This is a genomic window from Streptomyces sp. BJ20 (genome assembly GCF_022869105.1).
In the GTDB taxonomy this organism is placed as follows: domain Bacteria; phylum Actinomycetota; class Actinomycetes; order Streptomycetales; family Streptomycetaceae; genus Streptomyces; species Streptomyces griseoincarnatus.
Genome location: NZ_CP094918.1, coordinates 665,189 through 680,926, shown reverse-complemented (window position 1 = coordinate 680,926; position 15,738 = coordinate 665,189). Strand labels below are relative to the sequence as shown.

Annotated in this window: 19 protein-coding genes; 2 read left to right on the top strand and 17 right to left on the bottom strand. The window is 68.1% G+C overall.

The window, feature by feature from the left end:
* Positions 1-30: 30 nt before the first annotated feature.
* The 14 genes from rpsS to MTR79_RS03195 all read right to left on the bottom strand — a co-directional run bounded on the left by rpsS (position 31) and on the right by MTR79_RS03195 (position 11,803).
* Positions 31-312, bottom strand: coding sequence for a 30S ribosomal protein S19 (rpsS, locus tag MTR79_RS03260; protein WP_031076666.1), 282 nt, complete (start codon positions 310-312; stop codon positions 31-33).
* 12 nt (positions 313-324) lie between these two features.
* Positions 325-1,161 carry a 50S ribosomal protein L2 gene (gene rplB, locus MTR79_RS03255; RefSeq protein WP_033272458.1) on the bottom strand — a complete coding sequence of 279 codons (837 nt, stop codon included), beginning with the start codon at positions 1,159-1,161 and terminating at the stop codon, positions 325-327.
* 38 nt (positions 1,162-1,199) lie between these two features.
* Complete coding sequence (gene rplW / locus MTR79_RS03250) at positions 1,200-1,619, bottom strand: 50S ribosomal protein L23 (protein ID WP_006130779.1); 420 nt, start codon at positions 1,617-1,619, stop codon at positions 1,200-1,202.
* On the bottom strand, positions 1,619-2,278 hold the full coding sequence (gene rplD / locus MTR79_RS03245) for a 50S ribosomal protein L4 (RefSeq protein ID WP_048458042.1): 660 nt from the start codon (positions 2,276-2,278) through the stop codon (positions 1,619-1,621). Before rplD ends, rplW begins: the two co-directional genes overlap by 1 nt.
* Positions 2,279-2,286: 8 nt before the next feature.
* Positions 2,287-2,931: a 50S ribosomal protein L3 gene (gene rplC / locus MTR79_RS03240; RefSeq protein ID WP_024883197.1), complete on the bottom strand. Its 645-nt coding sequence runs from the start codon at positions 2,929-2,931 to the stop codon at positions 2,287-2,289.
* A gap of 18 nt (positions 2,932-2,949) precedes the next feature.
* Complete coding sequence (rpsJ, locus tag MTR79_RS03235; protein ID WP_003948644.1) at positions 2,950-3,258, bottom strand: 30S ribosomal protein S10; 309 nt, start codon at positions 3,256-3,258, stop codon at positions 2,950-2,952.
* A gap of 472 nt (positions 3,259-3,730) precedes the next feature.
* Positions 3,731-4,162 (bottom strand): SMI1/KNR4 family protein, encoded by a 432-nt coding sequence (locus tag MTR79_RS03230; RefSeq protein WP_086699957.1) that lies wholly within the window; start codon positions 4,160-4,162, stop codon positions 3,731-3,733.
* A gap of 27 nt (positions 4,163-4,189) precedes the next feature.
* Positions 4,190-8,776, bottom strand: coding sequence for an RHS repeat-associated core domain-containing protein (locus MTR79_RS03225; RefSeq protein ID WP_244789115.1), 4,587 nt, complete (start codon positions 8,774-8,776; stop codon positions 4,190-4,192).
* A 254-nt stretch (positions 8,777-9,030) separates the two neighbouring features.
* Complete coding sequence (locus MTR79_RS03220; RefSeq protein ID WP_244789113.1) at positions 9,031-9,561, bottom strand: hypothetical protein; 531 nt, start codon at positions 9,559-9,561, stop codon at positions 9,031-9,033.
* Between the two features lie 60 nt (positions 9,562-9,621).
* Positions 9,622-9,825: a hypothetical protein gene (locus MTR79_RS03215; RefSeq protein ID WP_244789111.1), complete on the bottom strand. Its 204-nt coding sequence runs from the start codon at positions 9,823-9,825 to the stop codon at positions 9,622-9,624.
* 17 nt (positions 9,826-9,842) lie between these two features.
* Positions 9,843-9,992, bottom strand: a complete 150-nt coding sequence (locus tag MTR79_RS03210) for a hypothetical protein (protein ID WP_244789109.1) — start codon at positions 9,990-9,992, stop codon at positions 9,843-9,845.
* A 119-nt stretch (positions 9,993-10,111) separates the two neighbouring features.
* Entirely contained in the window at positions 10,112-10,759 is a 648-nt protein-coding gene (locus MTR79_RS03205; RefSeq protein ID WP_244789107.1) for a hypothetical protein, read from the bottom strand.
* Positions 10,760-10,856: 97 nt separating this feature from the next.
* Complete coding sequence (locus tag MTR79_RS03200) at positions 10,857-11,468, bottom strand: hypothetical protein (RefSeq protein WP_244789105.1); 612 nt, start codon at positions 11,466-11,468, stop codon at positions 10,857-10,859.
* A gap of 2 nt (positions 11,469-11,470) precedes the next feature.
* The gene (locus MTR79_RS03195) at positions 11,471-11,803 is read right to left on the bottom strand and encodes a cupin domain-containing protein (RefSeq protein ID WP_086699967.1); all 333 of its coding nucleotides are present in this window, start codon (positions 11,801-11,803) and stop codon (positions 11,471-11,473) included.
* 75 nt (positions 11,804-11,878) lie between these two features.
* Between MTR79_RS03195 and MTR79_RS03190 the strand changes: the two genes are divergently transcribed.
* Positions 11,879-12,637, top strand: a complete 759-nt coding sequence (locus MTR79_RS03190; protein ID WP_244789103.1) for a DUF2071 domain-containing protein — start codon at positions 11,879-11,881, stop codon at positions 12,635-12,637.
* Positions 12,638-12,688: 51 nt separating this feature from the next.
* Here MTR79_RS03190 and gdhA read toward each other — a convergent pair whose 3' ends face one another.
* A complete protein-coding gene (gene gdhA / locus MTR79_RS03185; protein ID WP_175449283.1) occupies positions 12,689-14,047 on the bottom strand; it encodes an NADP-specific glutamate dehydrogenase in 1,359 nt (452 codons plus the stop codon).
* Positions 14,048-14,330: 283 nt separating this feature from the next.
* On the opposite strand from gdhA, the gene MTR79_RS03180 reads away from it, so the two are divergent.
* Positions 14,331-14,474, top strand: coding sequence for a hypothetical protein (locus tag MTR79_RS03180; protein ID WP_189366849.1), 144 nt, complete (start codon positions 14,331-14,333; stop codon positions 14,472-14,474).
* Positions 14,475-14,531: 57 nt separating this feature from the next.
* Here MTR79_RS03180 and MTR79_RS03175 read toward each other — a convergent pair whose 3' ends face one another.
* Complete coding sequence (locus MTR79_RS03175; RefSeq protein WP_189366848.1) at positions 14,532-14,741, bottom strand: DUF397 domain-containing protein; 210 nt, start codon at positions 14,739-14,741, stop codon at positions 14,532-14,534.
* Positions 14,738-15,613, bottom strand: a complete 876-nt coding sequence (locus MTR79_RS03170; protein WP_189366847.1) for a helix-turn-helix transcriptional regulator — start codon at positions 15,611-15,613, stop codon at positions 14,738-14,740. Before MTR79_RS03170 ends, MTR79_RS03175 begins: the two co-directional genes overlap by 4 nt.
* Positions 15,614-15,738: the final 125 nt, after the last annotated feature.

The following is a 15,738-nucleotide window of genomic DNA, read 5'->3' as shown; positions in this document are numbered from 1 at the left end:
TGTCTGTCATGGTCGATTGCACCCCGCCGACTAGCGGCGCTTCGACTTCCGGTCGTCCTTGACGTGGCCCCGGAAGGTGCGGGTCGGCGAGAACTCGCCGAGCTTGTGGCCGACCATCGACTCGGTGACAAACACCGGGATGTGGGTCTTGCCGTTGTGCACCGCGATCGTGTGGCCCAGCATCGCCGGGACGATCATCGAGCGACGGGACCAGGTCTTGATGACGTTCTTGGTACCGGCTTCGTTCTGCGAGTCCACCTTCTTGATCAGGTGGTCGTCGACGAAGGGTCCCTTCTTCAAGCTACGAGGCATCTCAACCCGTCCTTAGCGCTTCTTGTTCGTCTTGCGGCGGCGGACGATGTACTTGTTCGACGCCTTCTTGGGCGAACGAGTACGGCCTTCCTTCTTGCCCCAGGGGGACACGGGGTGACGGCCACCGGAGGTCCGGCCCTCACCACCACCGTGCGGGTGGTCCACCGGGTTCATGACGACACCGCGGACGGTCGGGCGGACGCCCAGCCACCGCTTGCGGCCCGCCTTGCCCCAGTTGATGTTGCTCTGCTCGGCGTTGCCGACCTCGCCGACCGTGGCGCGGCAGCGCTGGTCGACCAGGCGGATCTCACCGGAGGGCATGCGGAGGTGGGCCATGGTGCCCTCCTTCGCGAGCAGCTGCACCGAGGCGCCGGCGGAGCGGGCGAACTTGGCGCCGCCGCCGGGACGCAGCTCGATGGCGTGCAGCGTCGTACCCACGGGGATGTTGCGCAGGGCAAGGTTGTTGCCCGGCTTGATGTCGGCCCCGGGACCGTTCTCGACGCGGTCGCCCTGGTTCAGGCCACGCGGCGCGAGGATGTAGCGCTTCTCGCCGTCCGCGTAGTGCAGGAGCGCGATGCGCGCGGTGCGGTTGGGGTCGTACTCGATGTGCGCGACCTTCGCCGGCACGCCGTCCTTGTCGTGACGACGGAAGTCGATCACGCGGTAGGCGCGCTTGTGGCCACCGCCCTGGTGGCGGACGGTCACACGACCGGAATTGTTACGGCCGCCCTTGCTGTGCAGGGGACGGACCAGCGACTTCTCCGGCGTGGACCGCGTGACCTCGACGAAGTCGGCGACGCTGGAGCCACGACGGCCCGGAGTCGTCGGCTTGTACTTGCGGATACCCATTTCTCAGTCCTCGTCCGATATCGAACGATCCTGACCGCTTACGCGGTCGGACCGCCGAAGATGTCGATACGGTCGCCCTCGGCGAGGGTCACGATCGCGCGCTTGGTGGCGGCACGCTGGCCGAACCCGGTGCGGGTGCGCTTGCGCTTGCCGACGCGGTTGATCGTGTTGACCCCGGTGACCTTGACCTCGAAGACCGCCTGGACGGCCTCCTTGATCTGGGTCTTGTTGGCACGCGGGTCGACGAGGAACGTGTACTTGTTCTCGTCGATGAGCGCGTAGCTCTTCTCGGACACGACCGGCTTCAGCAGCACGTCACGGGGGTCCGTGTACGCCTTGCTCGCCGGGGTGACGACGGTGTTCTTGCCTTCGGCCTCGTGGCGACGCGCCTTGGCGACGCGAGCGGCCTTGGCCGCCTTGGCGGCCTTCGAGGCGATCGAGGGGTGACGGGCAGCCATCAGACCTCGCTCCCTTCGTTGTCGTTGGCCTTGTTCGGGCCGGCGACGAAGGACTCGAAAGCGGCCTTGGTGAAGACCACGTCGTCCGAGACGAGAACGTCGTACGTGTTCAGCTGGCCCGGCTCCAGGATGTGGACCTGGGGCAGGTTGCGGGCGGAGAGCCACGCGGCCTCGTCGGCGCGGTCGACGACCAGGAGCAGGTTCTTGCGCTCCGAGATCTTGCCGAACAGCGTCCTGGCGGCCTTCGTGGAGGGGTTCTCGCCCTCGACCACGCCGGTGACGACGTGGATGCGGTTGTGGCGCGCCCGGTCGGTGAGGGCGTGACGCAGGGCGGCAGCCTTCATCTTCTTGGGCGTGCGCTGCGAGTAGTCGCGCGGCACGGGACCGTGCACGACGCCACCACCGGCGAACTGCGGCGCGCGGGTCGAGCCCTGGCGGGCGCGGCCGGTGCCCTTCTGGCGGTACGGCTTCTTGCCACCACCACGGACCTCGCCACGGGACTTCGTCTTGTGGGTGCCCTGGCGGGCAGCGGCCAGCTGCGCGACGACGACCTGGTGGATCAGCGGAACGCTGACCTTCTCGACGTCGAAGATCTCCGAGGGGAGCTCGACGGTACCGGCCTTGTCGCCCGCCGGCGAAAGGATGTCAACAGTGCTCATCGGTTACCTCAGGCCCCCTTGGCCGCGGTGCGGACCAGGACGAGGCCGCCGTTCGGACCGGGAACCGCGCCCTTGATGAGCAGCAGACCCTTCTCCGCGTCAACGGCGTGGACGGTCAGGTTCTGGGTGGTGACCCGCTCGTTGCCCATGCGACCCGCCATGCGGAGGCCCTTGAACACACGGCCCGGGGTGGCGCAGCCACCGATGGAACCGGGCGAGCGGTGCTTGCGCTGGGTGCCGTGTCCGGCGCCGAGGCCCTTGAAGTTGTGACGCTTCATGACACCGGCGAAGCCCTTGCCCTTGCTCTTGCCGGTGACGTCGACCTTCACGCCCGACTCGAAGACCTCAGCGGTGACTTCCTGGCCCAGCGTGTACTCGGAGGCGTCCGACGTGCGGATCTCGACGAGGTGACGACGGGGGGTGACGTCGGCCTTGGCGAAGTGGCCCTTGAGGGGCTTGTTCACCTTGCGCGGGTCGATCTCGCCGAAGGCGATCTGGACCGACTCGTAGCCGTCGACGTCGTTCGTACGGACCTGGGTGACGACGTTGGGGCCGGCCTTGACGACGGTGACCGGAACAACACGGTTGTTCGCGTCCCACACCTGCGTCATGCCGAGCTTCTCGCCCAGGATGCCCTTGATCTGCTTTGCCATCTCTTCAGATCACCGGCCTCAGAGCTTGATCTCGATGTCGACACCGGCCGGGAGGTCGAGTCGCATCAGAGAGTCAACGGTCTTGGGGGTCGGGTCGAGGATGTCGATCAGGCGCTTGTGCGTGCGCATCTCGAAGTGCTCGCGCGAGTCCTTGTACTTGTGCGGCGACTTGATGACGCAGTACACGTTCTTCTCAGTGGGCAGCGGCACCGGGCCCGCGACCGACGCACCAGTACGCGTCACCGTCTCGACGATCTTCTTCGCCGAAGAGTCGATGACCTCGTGGTCGTAGGCCTTGAGCCGGATGCGGATCTTCTGTCCCGCCATGGCTACTTCGTAGTCCTGTCTCTCATTACGCTCTGGAACCCGGAGCGGCTTCCCCCCACCTCCGACCCACGCGGTCGGGCGTGTCGCGCTCCCGCTGACACAGATGTCCCTTGTTCGAACATCCCTGCGGGATTGACACGGCCCTACCAGAACCGCGGACCGGGGGCGAAAGGCCCACCGGGCGCCTGGCCGGCGCCGCACCACACTTCCCGGAAGATTCCCGTACGTCCGCCCCTGATCAGGGACGACGAGTACTGTGGGACTCGCTTCCGGTCCTCCCGGCGGGAGGCGCGCAGCATCAACACTCGACCGAGCAACTCGGACAGTCTGCCACAGAGGGCGGGGGGCTGGCCAATCGGGCGGAAGAGAGTACCCCGGGGGGTGGCGTGAGCAAACCCTGTGGGCTCACGGGGCGCGTCTCGTGCACTCGGGCCGGTGCTGACGACGCGCCGCGGTCGTCAGGTCACCCCGCCTACCTGTACCAGTCCTCGCCGTCACTTCCCAGCACACTGCGCAGATAGCTCTCCAGGTCGGGTGAAACGAGGTTTCGACTGTCCGTCTCGTGGTCCCAGACGAAAACCTCATTGCGCTCCGGAACCCGAACGAAGGCGAACTGGTCACCCCCGCCGTTGTCGCCGAAAAACATCAGTGAATCGAACGGCATGTAGAGCGAGCGAAATTGCTCGTCTCCACGAAAATGCATGTTGTCGTCCAGGATGCGCTGGGCCGACCAGACGACGTCAGTTCCGTACTCGTCTGTCAATCCGTCGCTCTCGAGGAGGAACGACCGCAGATCCGACGGGAGCGACTGCCCGAGCTCACTCTCTATCCGGTCCAGGAGGGACGGGTCGGCGGGGCCGTCGGACTCGTCCGACGGGAACGACTCGATAAGGTCACGCCACATGTTCCAAGCCAATCTCGTCGAACTCGGCTACCGGATTCTCGGACTGAACCAGTTTCCGAGCATATCATCGACTTTCGTCACCTGATCCATTACTTCCTGCCTGGTCGGGTTCGGATTGGCGTCGTAGAACCTATTCCATTCGACCCGTATCTGGCTCAGGTGAACCTTACTGTTGATGTCCCCCTTGGGTATCCCGCGCAGATTCTCAAGGGAATGCAGCTCGTCCGCCGAGAAGAGGCCCGGATACTTCTTGAGCACCTGCTGCTCGATCGCATGGTGCACGACGACCTTGCCCTTGAGGTGGGGATGGGCGTCGAAGAACGTCTTCTTGTAGTTGTGACTCGTGGTGCTTCCCACAGATGCTTCGGCTCGTGTGGGCACGTTCGGTCCGAGAACGGTCTCGCGCCTGGCCGCAGCCAGCTTGGCCGCGTCCTCGCAGGGCGTAAGTCCCAGCGGATCCGACCAGGTCAGCGGGTTGGAGACGTAGGCGAATGGGTTGAGTCCCGCTGCCAGGCCCAATGGGTCACCGCTGAGGTAACGGGCTGTCTCAGGGTCGTAGTGACGGAAGACGTTGTAGTGCAGGCCGGTCTCGGGGTCGAAGTACTGCCCGGGGAACCGCAGCGGCGTGTACGCGCTCGCGGAGCGGTTCCACATCGTGTTGCCCCAGAGCGTCGCCCGTGACCTCCACGCGATCTCGCCCTCACCGCTGACGAGTTCCGTGGGGGCGCCGACGAGGTCGGTGACGATACCGAAGAAACGGCGATCGATCTCGTCCTGAGGTGTCTCGGCGTCGAGGATGCGTTCCGTCTGTGCGATCGGCCGGTACCCCTCGTGATCCCAGGTCACCACCACGGTGTGCGACTGGCCGGCGGACCAGGTCGTCTGTTCGCAGAGCGTGGTGCCGTCCCAGACGAAGTCCGTCCGCTCGATGACGGACATGCCGTCCTCCGCATGCCTCCGCTTCGCTATGCGGCGTCCCAGCGGGTCATACAGGTATGTCCACCGGGTGCCGTCCGGTGTCGTAACCGCCGTCAGCCGGTCTTCGGCGTCCCACTCGTATCGCCATGTTTCACGCTTGCGTGACAGACGTGTCTTCTGACGAAGAGTGACACGTCCTTGAGCGTCGTACTCGTACCGCACCTGGCCCGCCTTCACGAGGCGCGTGCCGCGATAGCGGCGGTCGCCCGCGGCCTCCGGAGCCGGAAGCCCGGTCGGCCATGAGGCGTACGTCAAGTTGCCCTGCGGGTCGTAGTCATAACGCTCGCCGCCCAAGGGCCCATGCACGGAGGTGACGTGGCCGGTCGCGCCGGTCTCATATCGGCTGACAACGGCGCCTTCGCTTTCCACGGCGCTGAGGTGCCCCTCGGGGCTGAAGTGGTAGCGGCGTGTGCTCATGGTGCGGCCGCGGTGAGTAAGCGTCTGGGAACGCCTGCGCCCGACCGGGTCGTACGTGTGAGCGAGCGCGATGTGGTCGCCGATGTGGCGCACCAGCTCCCGCCCTGCCCCGTCCCGGTCGAAGCGAACCACCTGGCCCGAGCTGACGAGTTCCGCCGCGCTGCCGGCAGCGTCGTAACTCCAGCTGCTCACCGCACCACTGGGTGTCGTCCGGGTACGGCGGTTACCCACGGGATCGTAGGTGTGCGTGAGGCGCCGGCTGTTCGTCGTTTCCGCGAGCACCCTCCCCACCTCGTCCCGTTCCATGGCGACGACGGCGTCCTGACCTGCCGCTTCCAGAAGACGACCGCACAGGTCGTAACGGAAGGAGATGTCCTTCCCGTCGACGTGCCGGTGGACCACACGGCCGAGGACGTCGTACTCGGTGCGAACGGTCTGGTCGAGGGAGTCCGTGCGCTCGACGAGTTGCCCGGCAAGATCGTAGGAGTAGCGGGTGGTGACGCCGTCGAAGTCCGTTTCAGACACCAAGCGCCCCGCTGCGTCGTACTCGTAGGTCCACGCATGACCGGTGGCCACGGTGACCCCGGTCAGACGAAGGTCGGCGTCATAGGTGTACGTGGTACGGGCCCCGGCGGGGTCGGTCATTGCCGCCAGCAAGTCGAAGTGGGTGTATGCGTAGGTCGTCACATGCCCCGCGGTGTCCTCGTGACGAACACAGTTGCCCTCGCCGTCATAGGCCCATGTTTCTGTACCGTCCGCGTCCGTCTGCCGGGTGAGCAGTCCTTCCGGAGTCCACTCGAGTTCTGTGACACTGCCGAGTTGGTCGGTCAGTTCTACGGTGCGACCGAAGGCATCTCGTTCGTGCCGGACTGTTCCGCGCAAGGGGTCCGTGATCTCCAGCGGCAGCCCCGCTCGGTCGGTCCGGATCACCGTGGTCCGGCCGAGCGGGTCGGTGACCGAGCACAGGTGGCCGTCGGCCGTGTACGAGTACCGTGACGTGGCGCCATCGGGATCGGTCACGGCCGTGCGGTTTCCTCGTTCGTCGTAGTCGCTCCGCACAGTGGCGCCGTCGGGCAGAGTGACCACCGCGGGCAGTCCGAGATCGTTGTAGGTGTAGGTGGTGCGTTCCCCGTCAGGACGGACGATCTCTGTGGGACGCCCTTGATCGTCGTACGTCACTCGCGTCGTCCGGCCCAGAGGGTCCGTGTGCGAGAGCAGGTGGTGGTGGACGTCGTACGTCCTCGTCGTGCATGCGCCGACCGCGTTGACCTCGGCGACGACCTGCGAGTCGGCGTTGACGGCATAGCGATTCACCGTGCCGTCACCACTGGTCACCGTCGTGACCCGATGCCCGGGCCAGTCGTCGTCGATGCCGTCGTAGACGAAGGTGTGGGAGACGTGCCCCGCCTCCCCGCCCTGTGCGGTACAGCGGTCCTGGGTGTCGTAGCTGTACCGGTAGCGACTGCCGTTGGTGTCGGTCCATTGCGCGATGCGCAACCGCTCGTCGTAGGTGAAGGTGAGCGGAACCTGGGAGGATCCGATCACTCCTGTGAGGCAGTCCTCCGTGTAGAGGAACCGCTTCACGGTGACATCTGCTCCCTGGGCGCCGGCTCCGCGCAGAATCAGTTCGGTGACTCTGCCATCGTCCACGGTGAAAGCAAGGTGGTATCCACCGGAGTGACGCATGGCCTCGGGAGTACCGTCCGCCCTGTAGTCGAACGTGATGGTGTTTCCGTTGCGGTCACTGATCCTCTGAAGCGGTGCGATTCCCTCGGCAGGGGGTGCGAAATAGCGCGTGTGCGAGGTCTCGGGGTCGAGTATCTCGATGCCCCCGCACTCGGCGACGGTAAGCGGCCATCGCGGCCCTTGCTGCGGGTCGGTAGGAACGCCGACGGCTGAGGGCATCTCGTACGACAGCAGCATGCCGTCCTCGGTGACGAGGACCACGCCCTGGTCGGACACCTCCAGTCGCTGATCCAGCGTGGACGACCAGGTGGGTCCGAACCACCAGCCACAGCGGTAGTTCGACGCGGCGCGACGCACGAAGGTGAGGGGCAAGGTACCGGGGAGTTCCACGTCGGTTTGCTGCATGTACATCGCTCCGGTGGCGACGTCGACCGGGTCCCCGCAGCCGAAGATCTTGGTTTTCATGCGGCTGAAAGCACCCGCGGTGCCCTCCCCCAGGAGAGACCTGGCACCTTTACCCAGCCCCTTGACTCCGAGCGCCATTCCCTTGAGCCCCATGGAGCCCAGGCTTTTCATCCCCTTGGCAAGACCTCCGAGGGTCGTCAGTCCCTTCATGCCGGGTATGCAGTCCAGCGCGGCCAGTCCGACGTCCCATAGGGACGCCTGGCCTTTGCTGTATTTGTAGAGCGTGTCGGCGAGGACGACGAGTGCCGCGATGAGGACGATGGCGCCGAGGATCGGCCCGCCGATGATCATCGCGACGATGCCGACGACCGCGACCACGATCTTGCAGGCGGCGACGATGGTGTCCCAGTTGTCGGTGAACCAGTCGCCGATCTCCTCCCACCACGACCGGTTCTGGATCCCCGCGTCGGAGGCCTCGTCGATCTTCGACTTCGCGTCCCGCGCCGCCTCCTCGCGCATCTTCCGCGCGTCCGCGGCCATCTTCTTCGCCGCGTCCAGCGCGCTCTGCGCGGACGTCACGTCCGACTGCGCCTTCGTGTGCGCGCTCTTGGCGCTCTGCACGTCCCGGGTCGCGGCCCGCACCTTCGCCTCGTCGGGCTTGTCCGCGTCCGACTTCGACCCCGTCGGGTCGTCCTTGTACTTGTCGGCCTCCTTCGTCGCCCGCCCCACCCACGACTCAGCCGACGCCAGCTTCGACTTCGCCGACGTCAGATCAGCCTGCGCCTCACGCGCCTTCGCCAAAGCCTTGTCCGCCAGCGCCTGCGCCCGCTCCAGCTTCGGCCAGTAGTCCGCGAGCGCGTCCCCGCACATCGCGTACGACTTCTCCAGCTTCCTCAGATTCTTCGGAACGCCGGAGAACTCCTCCTTGAACACCTTCGCCGACTTCCCCGCCCACTCCGCCAGCGCCCCCTCACCGGCCATCCCCTTCACCAGACGCAACGCCTCGGAGACGTCGTCGGCGAAGTCGTGCAGGAACCTCGCCAGCTTGCGCACCCGCTCCGGGTCACCGGGCGTCGGGTCCTTGTCCAGGTCGAGAACATGCCAATCACTCGGCCGGTGACCCACCATCCCGCAACCCCCGTCACGCGCACATCGCCAACACCCGTATGCACACGTGAACTTACCGGGCACGGCTGTTCGATCGGAAGAGCGGCTCTTCTCGCCGCAGGGGCGTCAGTCGGGCGTTACTCACCACGTGCTGGGGCCACGGTCACCGGCACGTCAGCAGGAGCTCACTCGTACCGGACCAGGAGTTCTCGGGGCGTTCCCTCTCCCGGACAGGCGTGGACGACTCCCGTGCCGATGCGCATGGCCGCTCCTCCTCACGCGTCTTCGTGCGGGTTCGGTTCCGACGCGATGACGTGCCGCACCTGCCAGCGGGCTTCCTCCCAGCGGGCGCGGCGGGCGGCGAGTCGCTCGTCGGCGCCAGCCGGACGGTGCTGCGCGGCCCAGCGGCCGACCTCCGCCTGGAGCCGACGGGCCACGTAGAGGCAAGGGATCGGGGTGGAGGGGCCATGCCCCGCCGCCTTGGCCAGCATCTGCTCGGTACCGACCCGTGCGGCGTCGAGCACCAGCCCCGCTCCCCGGGCGAGGACGTGTCTGTCGGTGTTCCACCGTGCGGCGGCTTCCCACAGTCGCTCCTTCGCCTCGGACAGCCGAGGAGGAACCTCCCCGAGATCGATCGCGTAGTGGCACGCCTCGACGTACCCCAAGCACGCGGCCCACACGGGCTCCTCGATCTCGTCCCGCTCCAGATCCAGCACGTGCCGTGCGAAGTCCAGTGCCAGATGAGCCGCTCGTTTCTGGTCGATCTGTTCGAGCAGGTCACCCAGCAGTCTCGAAGGAACAATCACATCCAGCCCCCTCCCCTTGAACCAGGCTCGTTCTCGATTCCCCGTTCCGCCAGTGCCGCGTCATCCACGGCGCACGGCCTGCCACACGCGACGCGCCGCGTCCTCCCCCCGCAGCCACCAGCCTTCCAGCTTGTCCCGGACCGTCGCGTACACCGCCCACCGCTTCAGCCACGGCGGCAGGTCGCGGAACGGTACGAAGGTCAGGGTGTCGTCGACCGCGTTCACGGCGATGCTCTTGCGTCCGGGGCCGGCCGCGCGCAGCACCTCGTACAGCTCCGGCGTCAGTGCCCGTTCAGCCGTGCCGCCGTCCCCACCGCCGTGAAGGCGAAGCCTCGTTGGTCGGTGTCCGGGAGTTGCGTCGCGCGGACGAGACGCGGGGAGGCGTCCTCCAGCGAGCAGTTGAAGGCCAGGCCGATCGCCGCCGTGCCCAAACTCCGCTCACCGCGTTCGAATGCGGCGTCCCACTCCTCCGGGTGTCGAGCCCCAGGAGGCCCTCCCCAGTCGCCCAGTCCCACGACCGCGTCATGCCCACTCAGTCCACTCAGGCCACTCAGTCCGCGAACCGGAACGTCGACGTGATCGCGTCGAAGATGTCGAAGAAGGACTCCGCCAGGTCCAGGACCTGGCTGCTGCCCGCGACCAGGGCGACCTTGCCCTCCTGCCCCGGCACCGGGATGAACGTCTGCATCAGCACGGCCCGGATCGTGCGGCCGAGTTCGTCGTCCGGTACCGGCACGTCCTCGATGCCGTACGTCCGGGCCGCCGGGCCGACGCCCGGGATGTCGACCGTCGTCACCTTGCGCCAGGAGTCGCCCTCCCGCCTGGCCTCCTTGACGGCGAGCTGCGCGACGACCGCCTCCGGGTCGGTGGGGAGCGGGTCGCCCTTGCTGGTGCGGCCGCCGACCAGGGACACCGTGACCGAGCCGGTGATCGGGGTGTCGCCCCCGAAGGTCTCCGCCATGCAGCCGCAGTACAGCGCACCCGACTTCCAGGCGTCCGCCGCCGCCTTGCGCAGGAAGGAGATGTATGTGTCGCGGTGCGGGGTCAATTCGGGGTGGGCGCGCAGCCGTTCGGTCACCATGCGGTGGATCGAGTCGTCCCGGGACTCGGGACGGACGTCGAACTCCCACCAGCTCTCCGGCACCTTGATCCGGAAACCGCCCCGCTCGACGGTCAGCGCTTCCATGTAACGGGCCATGACGCCGGCGTCCCCCTTCGCTCGATGACGTGCCGACATCGTGCCATCGCGCCGTCATCGCGTCGGACGCGGGCCCGTCAGTCGCCGAAGGTCGCCGTCAGGACGTGTTCGTACGCCCGGAAGGCCGAGCGGCCGGCGTCCGATGCGTCCGAGCCGGGGCGGAGGACGTGCACGAGGTGGGCGACCCGCCACAGACACAGAACGTCCGACGGGCGCGGCCACCCGAGAGGGTGCAGGCCGCCGTCAGTACGGCCGCCAGTGCGCGCGCGCCCCGCTTCGCCCCCGTGCGGGCCGTCACCGCCGCGGTCACCGACGCGTGCAGCAGGCGCGTGAGCTGGAGGTCCGCGCCGACCTGGCACATGTGCCGGACCACCGCCGGCGACTCCAGCTCCGCCGGGACGCCCGTCAGCCCGCCCGACCAGAGGAGCAGCGAGGCGGCGGTCACGTCGTGGGGGCGGAGCCAGCCCAGGCCCCAGGCGATGCTCATCGTCGTGCTGTCGAAGGCGCAGGCCGACCGGACGCCCGCCAGCAGCACGTCCACCTCGGCCCCGCGCCCGTCCAGGAAGTCGCCCAGTGATACGTCGGCCAGGCGCCACGTGCCCGTGGCGTTCACCGCTCCGATCTCCACCACCCCGCCGAGCGGGCCGAAGACCTCCCGGGCGAGCAGTTCTGCCGCGAACTCCTCGACCGGCCTACCGTCTCCGGTCACCGTCAGCCCTTCTTCGCGACCGTCAGCAGTATCGCCGCGTCCTCCAGCGCCTGCAGCCCGTGGCGGGCGTCCGGGATGACGAGGAGGTCGCCGGTGCGGCCCTCCCACTCCGTGTCGCCGCTGGTCAGGCGGACGCGGCCGCGCAGGACGTGGAGGGTGGCCTCGCCAGGGCTGTCGTGCTCGGCGAGCTCCGTTCCGGGGGTCAGGGCGAGGAGGGTCTGGCGCAGGGTGTGCTCGTGGCCGCCGTAGACGGTGGTCGCGCTGCGGCCGCTGGAGGCGGTGGCAGCCTGCTCCAGGTGGGTGCGGACGAGGGCGTCGAGTGAGAGCTTCTCCATGCGTCCAGCGTCGCCGAGCACCCCGGGACCCGACCAGGGCCATGTGGGGTACGCGCACTCCGCGATACTGGCGCCGTGCCGTCCACCCCGCAGCCCGTGACGCCCGACCCGCCGGACGCGATCGCGCGTCCGCTGCTCACCCAGTCCTGGCTGGACCTGACGTTCGTGCACTGGGCGGTGGACCCGGCCGACGTGGCGGGGCTGCTGCCGCCGGGCGCCGTGCCCGACACCCTCGGCGGGGTGACGTACGTCGGTCTCGTCGCGTTCCGGATGCACCGGGTGGGGTGGCTGCGGCTGCCGGGCGTGCCGTACCTGGGGAGTTTCCCGGAGACGAACGTCCGCCTGTACTCCGTGGACGACCACGGCCGGCGCGGGGTGGTGTTCCTGTCCCTGGACGCCTCCCGGCTGATCCCGGTGCTGGTCGGCCGCCTCGGCTTCGGGATGCCGTACGTCTGGTCCCGGATGCGCGTACGGCACGACGACGACCGCACCGTCACGTACACCGCCTCCCGGCGTCTGCCCGGGCCGCGCGGTGCGGGGACGCGGCTCACCGTGCGGCGGGGAGAGGCAATTGTCGAGCCGACCGAGTTGGAGCACTTCCTCACCGCCCGCTGGGGCATGCACGGCGTGTTCTTCGGACGCCCGATGTACCTGCCGAACGCTCATCCGCGCTGGCCGCTGTACCGGGCCGAGCTGCTGGAGTGCGAGGAGGACCTGGTCGCGGCGGCGGGGCTGCCCGCGCCGGCCGGTGAACCGGTCAGCGTGCTGTACTCGCCGGGCGTCCCCGCCCGCTTCGGCCGCCCGGCCGGCCCGGCGGGCATCCCGACGCCCTGAACGCGGGCGGGGCCGAGGGCGCGCTGCCCTCGGCCCCATGAGCCGTACGTGTCAGATGACGCCCTGCGCCAGCATCGCGTCCGCGACCCGCTCGAACCCGGCGATGTTCGCTCCGGCGACGTAGTCACCGGGTACGCCGTAGCGCTCGGCGGTCTCGGCGCAAGTGGTGTGGATGTCGGTCATGATCCGGGCCAGCTCGGCCTCGACCTGGTCGGCCTTCCAGCTGGTGCGTGACGCGTTCTGCGTCATCTCCAGCGCGCTGACGGCGACACCGCCCGCGTTGGCCGCCTTGCCGGGGCCGAAGGCGACGCCGGCCTGCTGGAGCAGGTCGACGGCCTCGGGCGTGGTGGGCATGTTCGCGCCCTCGGAGACGGCCTTCACGCCGTTGCGGATGAGGGCCGCGGCGTCGACGGCGTTCAGCTCGTTCTGCGTGGCAGAGGGCAGGGCGACGTCCGCCGGGACCTCCCAGACGCGTCCGCCGGGCACGAACCGGGCGGACGCGCCCCGGCGGTCCGCGTAGTCGCTCACCCGGCCGCGCTCGACCTCCTTGACCTGGCGCAGCAGGTCCAGGTCGATGCCCTTCTCGTCGACGACGTAGCCGCTGGAGTCGGAGCAGGTGATCGGGTTGGCTCCGAGGGCGGCGAGCTTCTGGATCGTGTAGATCGCGACGTTGCCGGAGCCTGAGACCACCGCGGTCTGCCCCATCAGGTCCTCGCCCCGGGCGCGCAGCATGGCCTCGGCGAACAGCACGTTGCCGTAGCCGGTCGCCTCCGGGCGGATCAGCGAGCCGCCCCAGCCGGCGGCCTTGCCGGTGAGGACACCGCCCTCCCAGCGGTTGGTGATGCGCCGGTACTGGCCGAAGAGGTAGCCGATCTCGCGGGCGCCGACGCCGATGTCACCGGCGGGGATGTCGGTGTACTCGCCGATGTGCCGGTACAGCTCCGTCATGAACGACTGGCAGAAGCGCATGACCTCCGCGTCGCTGCGGCCCTGCGGGTCGAAGTCGCTGCCGCCCTTGCCGCCGCCGATGCCGAGCCCGGTGAGCGCGTTCTTGAAGATCTGCTCGAAGCCGAGGAACTTGATGATCCCGAGGTTCACCGAGGGGTGGAAGCGCAGCCCGCCCTTGTACGGGCCGAGGGCGCTGTTGAACTCGATGCGGAAGCCCCGGTTGACGTGGACGCGGCCGTTGTCGTCCGTCCACGGCACCCGGAAGATGATCTGCCGCTCGGGCTCGACGAGCCGCTCCACGAGGCCCGGGTCGGCGTACTCCGGCCGGGCGGCGAGCACGGGGGCGAGCGTCTCCAGCACCTCACGCGCTGCCTGGTGGAACTCCGGCTCCGCCGGGTTGCGGCGCTCCACCTCGGCGCGGAGCTGGTCGAGCGAGATCTTGGGGTCGGGGCGTGAGGTCACGGGGTCCCTTTCTGGCACGGCTGACACCGGTACGTGACCGGTGATGAGCGCTCGGCGCCGTTGCCGCGCGCGGGACAGGGCCGCCCCGTTCGTATACGACAGAGCGGCCGACCCTCCCAGTGTTACTCCAGTGTTAACGCGATACCAAGAGCCGGGCCGGATCGTCCGCTACCTGGATGGGTTGTACGAAGTCCGGAGGTGCCACTCGGCTGCGCCCCGCCTTCCGGCATACCTGCACATCCCCTCCACAGCGCCCTCTAGGCTTTCGTAGCGGTGCAGGGGCTTGCACACACCCGAGGCCAAGAAGCGCAGGGCTGCCGCCCGTAGGGGCAGGGTGAAGGCGTGGGCCGCTGCGCGCAGCCCTCAGCACGCCACGAAGGACTTCTCCGACGACGGCCTGCTTCCCAAGCCCGACGTGTTGTTCTGAGTCAGACGCCAACGCGCCCGCCACGGCGACAACCGGGGCGGGCGCGCCATTGAAGCATCACCTTTCCGAGGCGTACGCCACGAAGTCCGCCCACGCAACAGTAGTGAGTGCCAGCTGAGGACCCTCCACGTTCTTGGAGTCGCGGACGCGGATGGTACTGGGCGCTATCGCGATCTCGACGCAAGAGTCGCCCTCGGGACCATCGCTGTAACTGCTCTTGAACCATGCCAGTTCGGAGGCATCACCGGCAGCGGTCTCGCGGATCATTCTTCTCCCAGCAGTTGCTCGATGAAGGACAGGGACTCCCTCGGGCAGAGAGCCTGAGCCCGAATAGTGCTGTATCGCAGCTCAAGGATGCGGAGCTGCTTCAGTTCGGAGGTTGGGCGCCCGTTGAACGCTCCATCGGAGCGCCCTACCGCTGTACCGTCTCCGAACTTCAGCACCTCGATCTTGCCGCTCAGCCCAGGGTGCTCCCCCGCGCCTGTCGGCATCACCTGAAGGGTGACGTTGCGCCGCTGCGCCAACTCCAGCAGGTGTTCGAGTTGTTGACGCCACACCATTGTGCCCCCAACCCGTCGGCGCAGCGCCACCTCTTCCTGGACGAAGCTGAGCATCGGCGCTGGACTCCGCTCGAAGATCGATTTGCGTGCCATCCGCGCGGCCACCAGCTGATCCAGTTCCTCTTCCGAGTAGGCGGACTGGGACACCTCGAACAGAGCCCGCGCATGCTCCGGCGTCTGCAACAACCCATGGATGCTGAGCCCGACGTACACACCCAGCTCGACCGCTTTGGCCTCCAGCTCCGCCAGCGCTCGCACGCTCTTCGGATACCGGACCCTCTTCACGTCCTCCCAAGCCGCCGAAAGCAGCCCACCCGCCCCCAACACCTCGTCCGCCCTGTCCAGATACTCCCGCTGAGGGATCCGCTTCCCGCCCTCGACCTTGTAGACAAGGTCCTCCCCGTACCCGATCGCCGCCCCGAACTGGCCGGCCCGCATCCCCGCCGCCTCGCGCCGCAGCTTCAACTGCCGCCCCACCGTGGTGATGACGGCAACGCCCCACTCGTCGTCCGGGTCCACCTCCCACCCCGGCTCGTCCGCCTCACCCTTGGGCCGTACCGCCTCACCGTCCACCGACATGCCGCACCCCTCCGTCGTCCCGCGCCGTACCGCGGCGCCCTACCCGTACCAACCACCTCGACAGCCCGGACAGCACCGGACAACCAGCGGACAGTCACCACACGCAGGGAGGCCCGCCACCACTC

What these genes read in the sequence shown, in the direction of transcription:
- rpsS (WP_031076666.1), bottom strand. Translation starts at nt 312, where the DNA reads ATGCCTCGTAGCTTGAAGAAGGGACCCTTCGTCGACGACCACCTGATC.
- rplB (WP_033272458.1), bottom strand. Translation starts at nt 1,161, where the DNA reads ATGGGTATCCGCAAGTACAAGCCGACGACTCCGGGCCGTCGTGGCTCC.
- rplW (WP_006130779.1), bottom strand. Translation starts at nt 1,619, where the DNA reads ATGGCTGCCCGTCACCCCTCGATCGCCTCGAAGGCCGCCAAGGCGGCC.
- rplD (WP_048458042.1), bottom strand. Translation starts at nt 2,278, where the DNA reads ATGAGCACTGTTGACATCCTTTCGCCGGCGGGCGACAAGGCCGGTACC.
- rplC (WP_024883197.1), bottom strand. Translation starts at nt 2,931, where the DNA reads ATGGCAAAGCAGATCAAGGGCATCCTGGGCGAGAAGCTCGGCATGACG.
- rpsJ (WP_003948644.1), bottom strand. Translation starts at nt 3,258, where the DNA reads ATGGCGGGACAGAAGATCCGCATCCGGCTCAAGGCCTACGACCACGAG.
- MTR79_RS03230 (WP_086699957.1), bottom strand. Translation starts at nt 4,162, where the DNA reads ATGTGGCGTGACCTTATCGAGTCGTTCCCGTCGGACGAGTCCGACGGC.
- MTR79_RS03225 (WP_244789115.1), bottom strand. Translation starts at nt 8,776, where the DNA reads ATGGTGGGTCACCGGCCGAGTGATTGGCATGTTCTCGACCTGGACAAG.
- MTR79_RS03205 (WP_244789107.1), bottom strand. Translation starts at nt 10,759, where the DNA reads ATGGCCCGTTACATGGAAGCGCTGACCGTCGAGCGGGGCGGTTTCCGG.
- MTR79_RS03195 (WP_086699967.1), bottom strand. Translation starts at nt 11,803, where the DNA reads ATGGAGAAGCTCTCACTCGACGCCCTCGTCCGCACCCACCTGGAGCAG.
- MTR79_RS03175 (WP_189366848.1), bottom strand. Translation starts at nt 14,741, where the DNA reads ATGATCCGCGAGACCGCTGCCGGTGATGCCTCCGAACTGGCATGGTTC.
- MTR79_RS03170 (WP_189366847.1), bottom strand. Translation starts at nt 15,613, where the DNA reads ATGTCGGTGGACGGTGAGGCGGTACGGCCCAAGGGTGAGGCGGACGAG.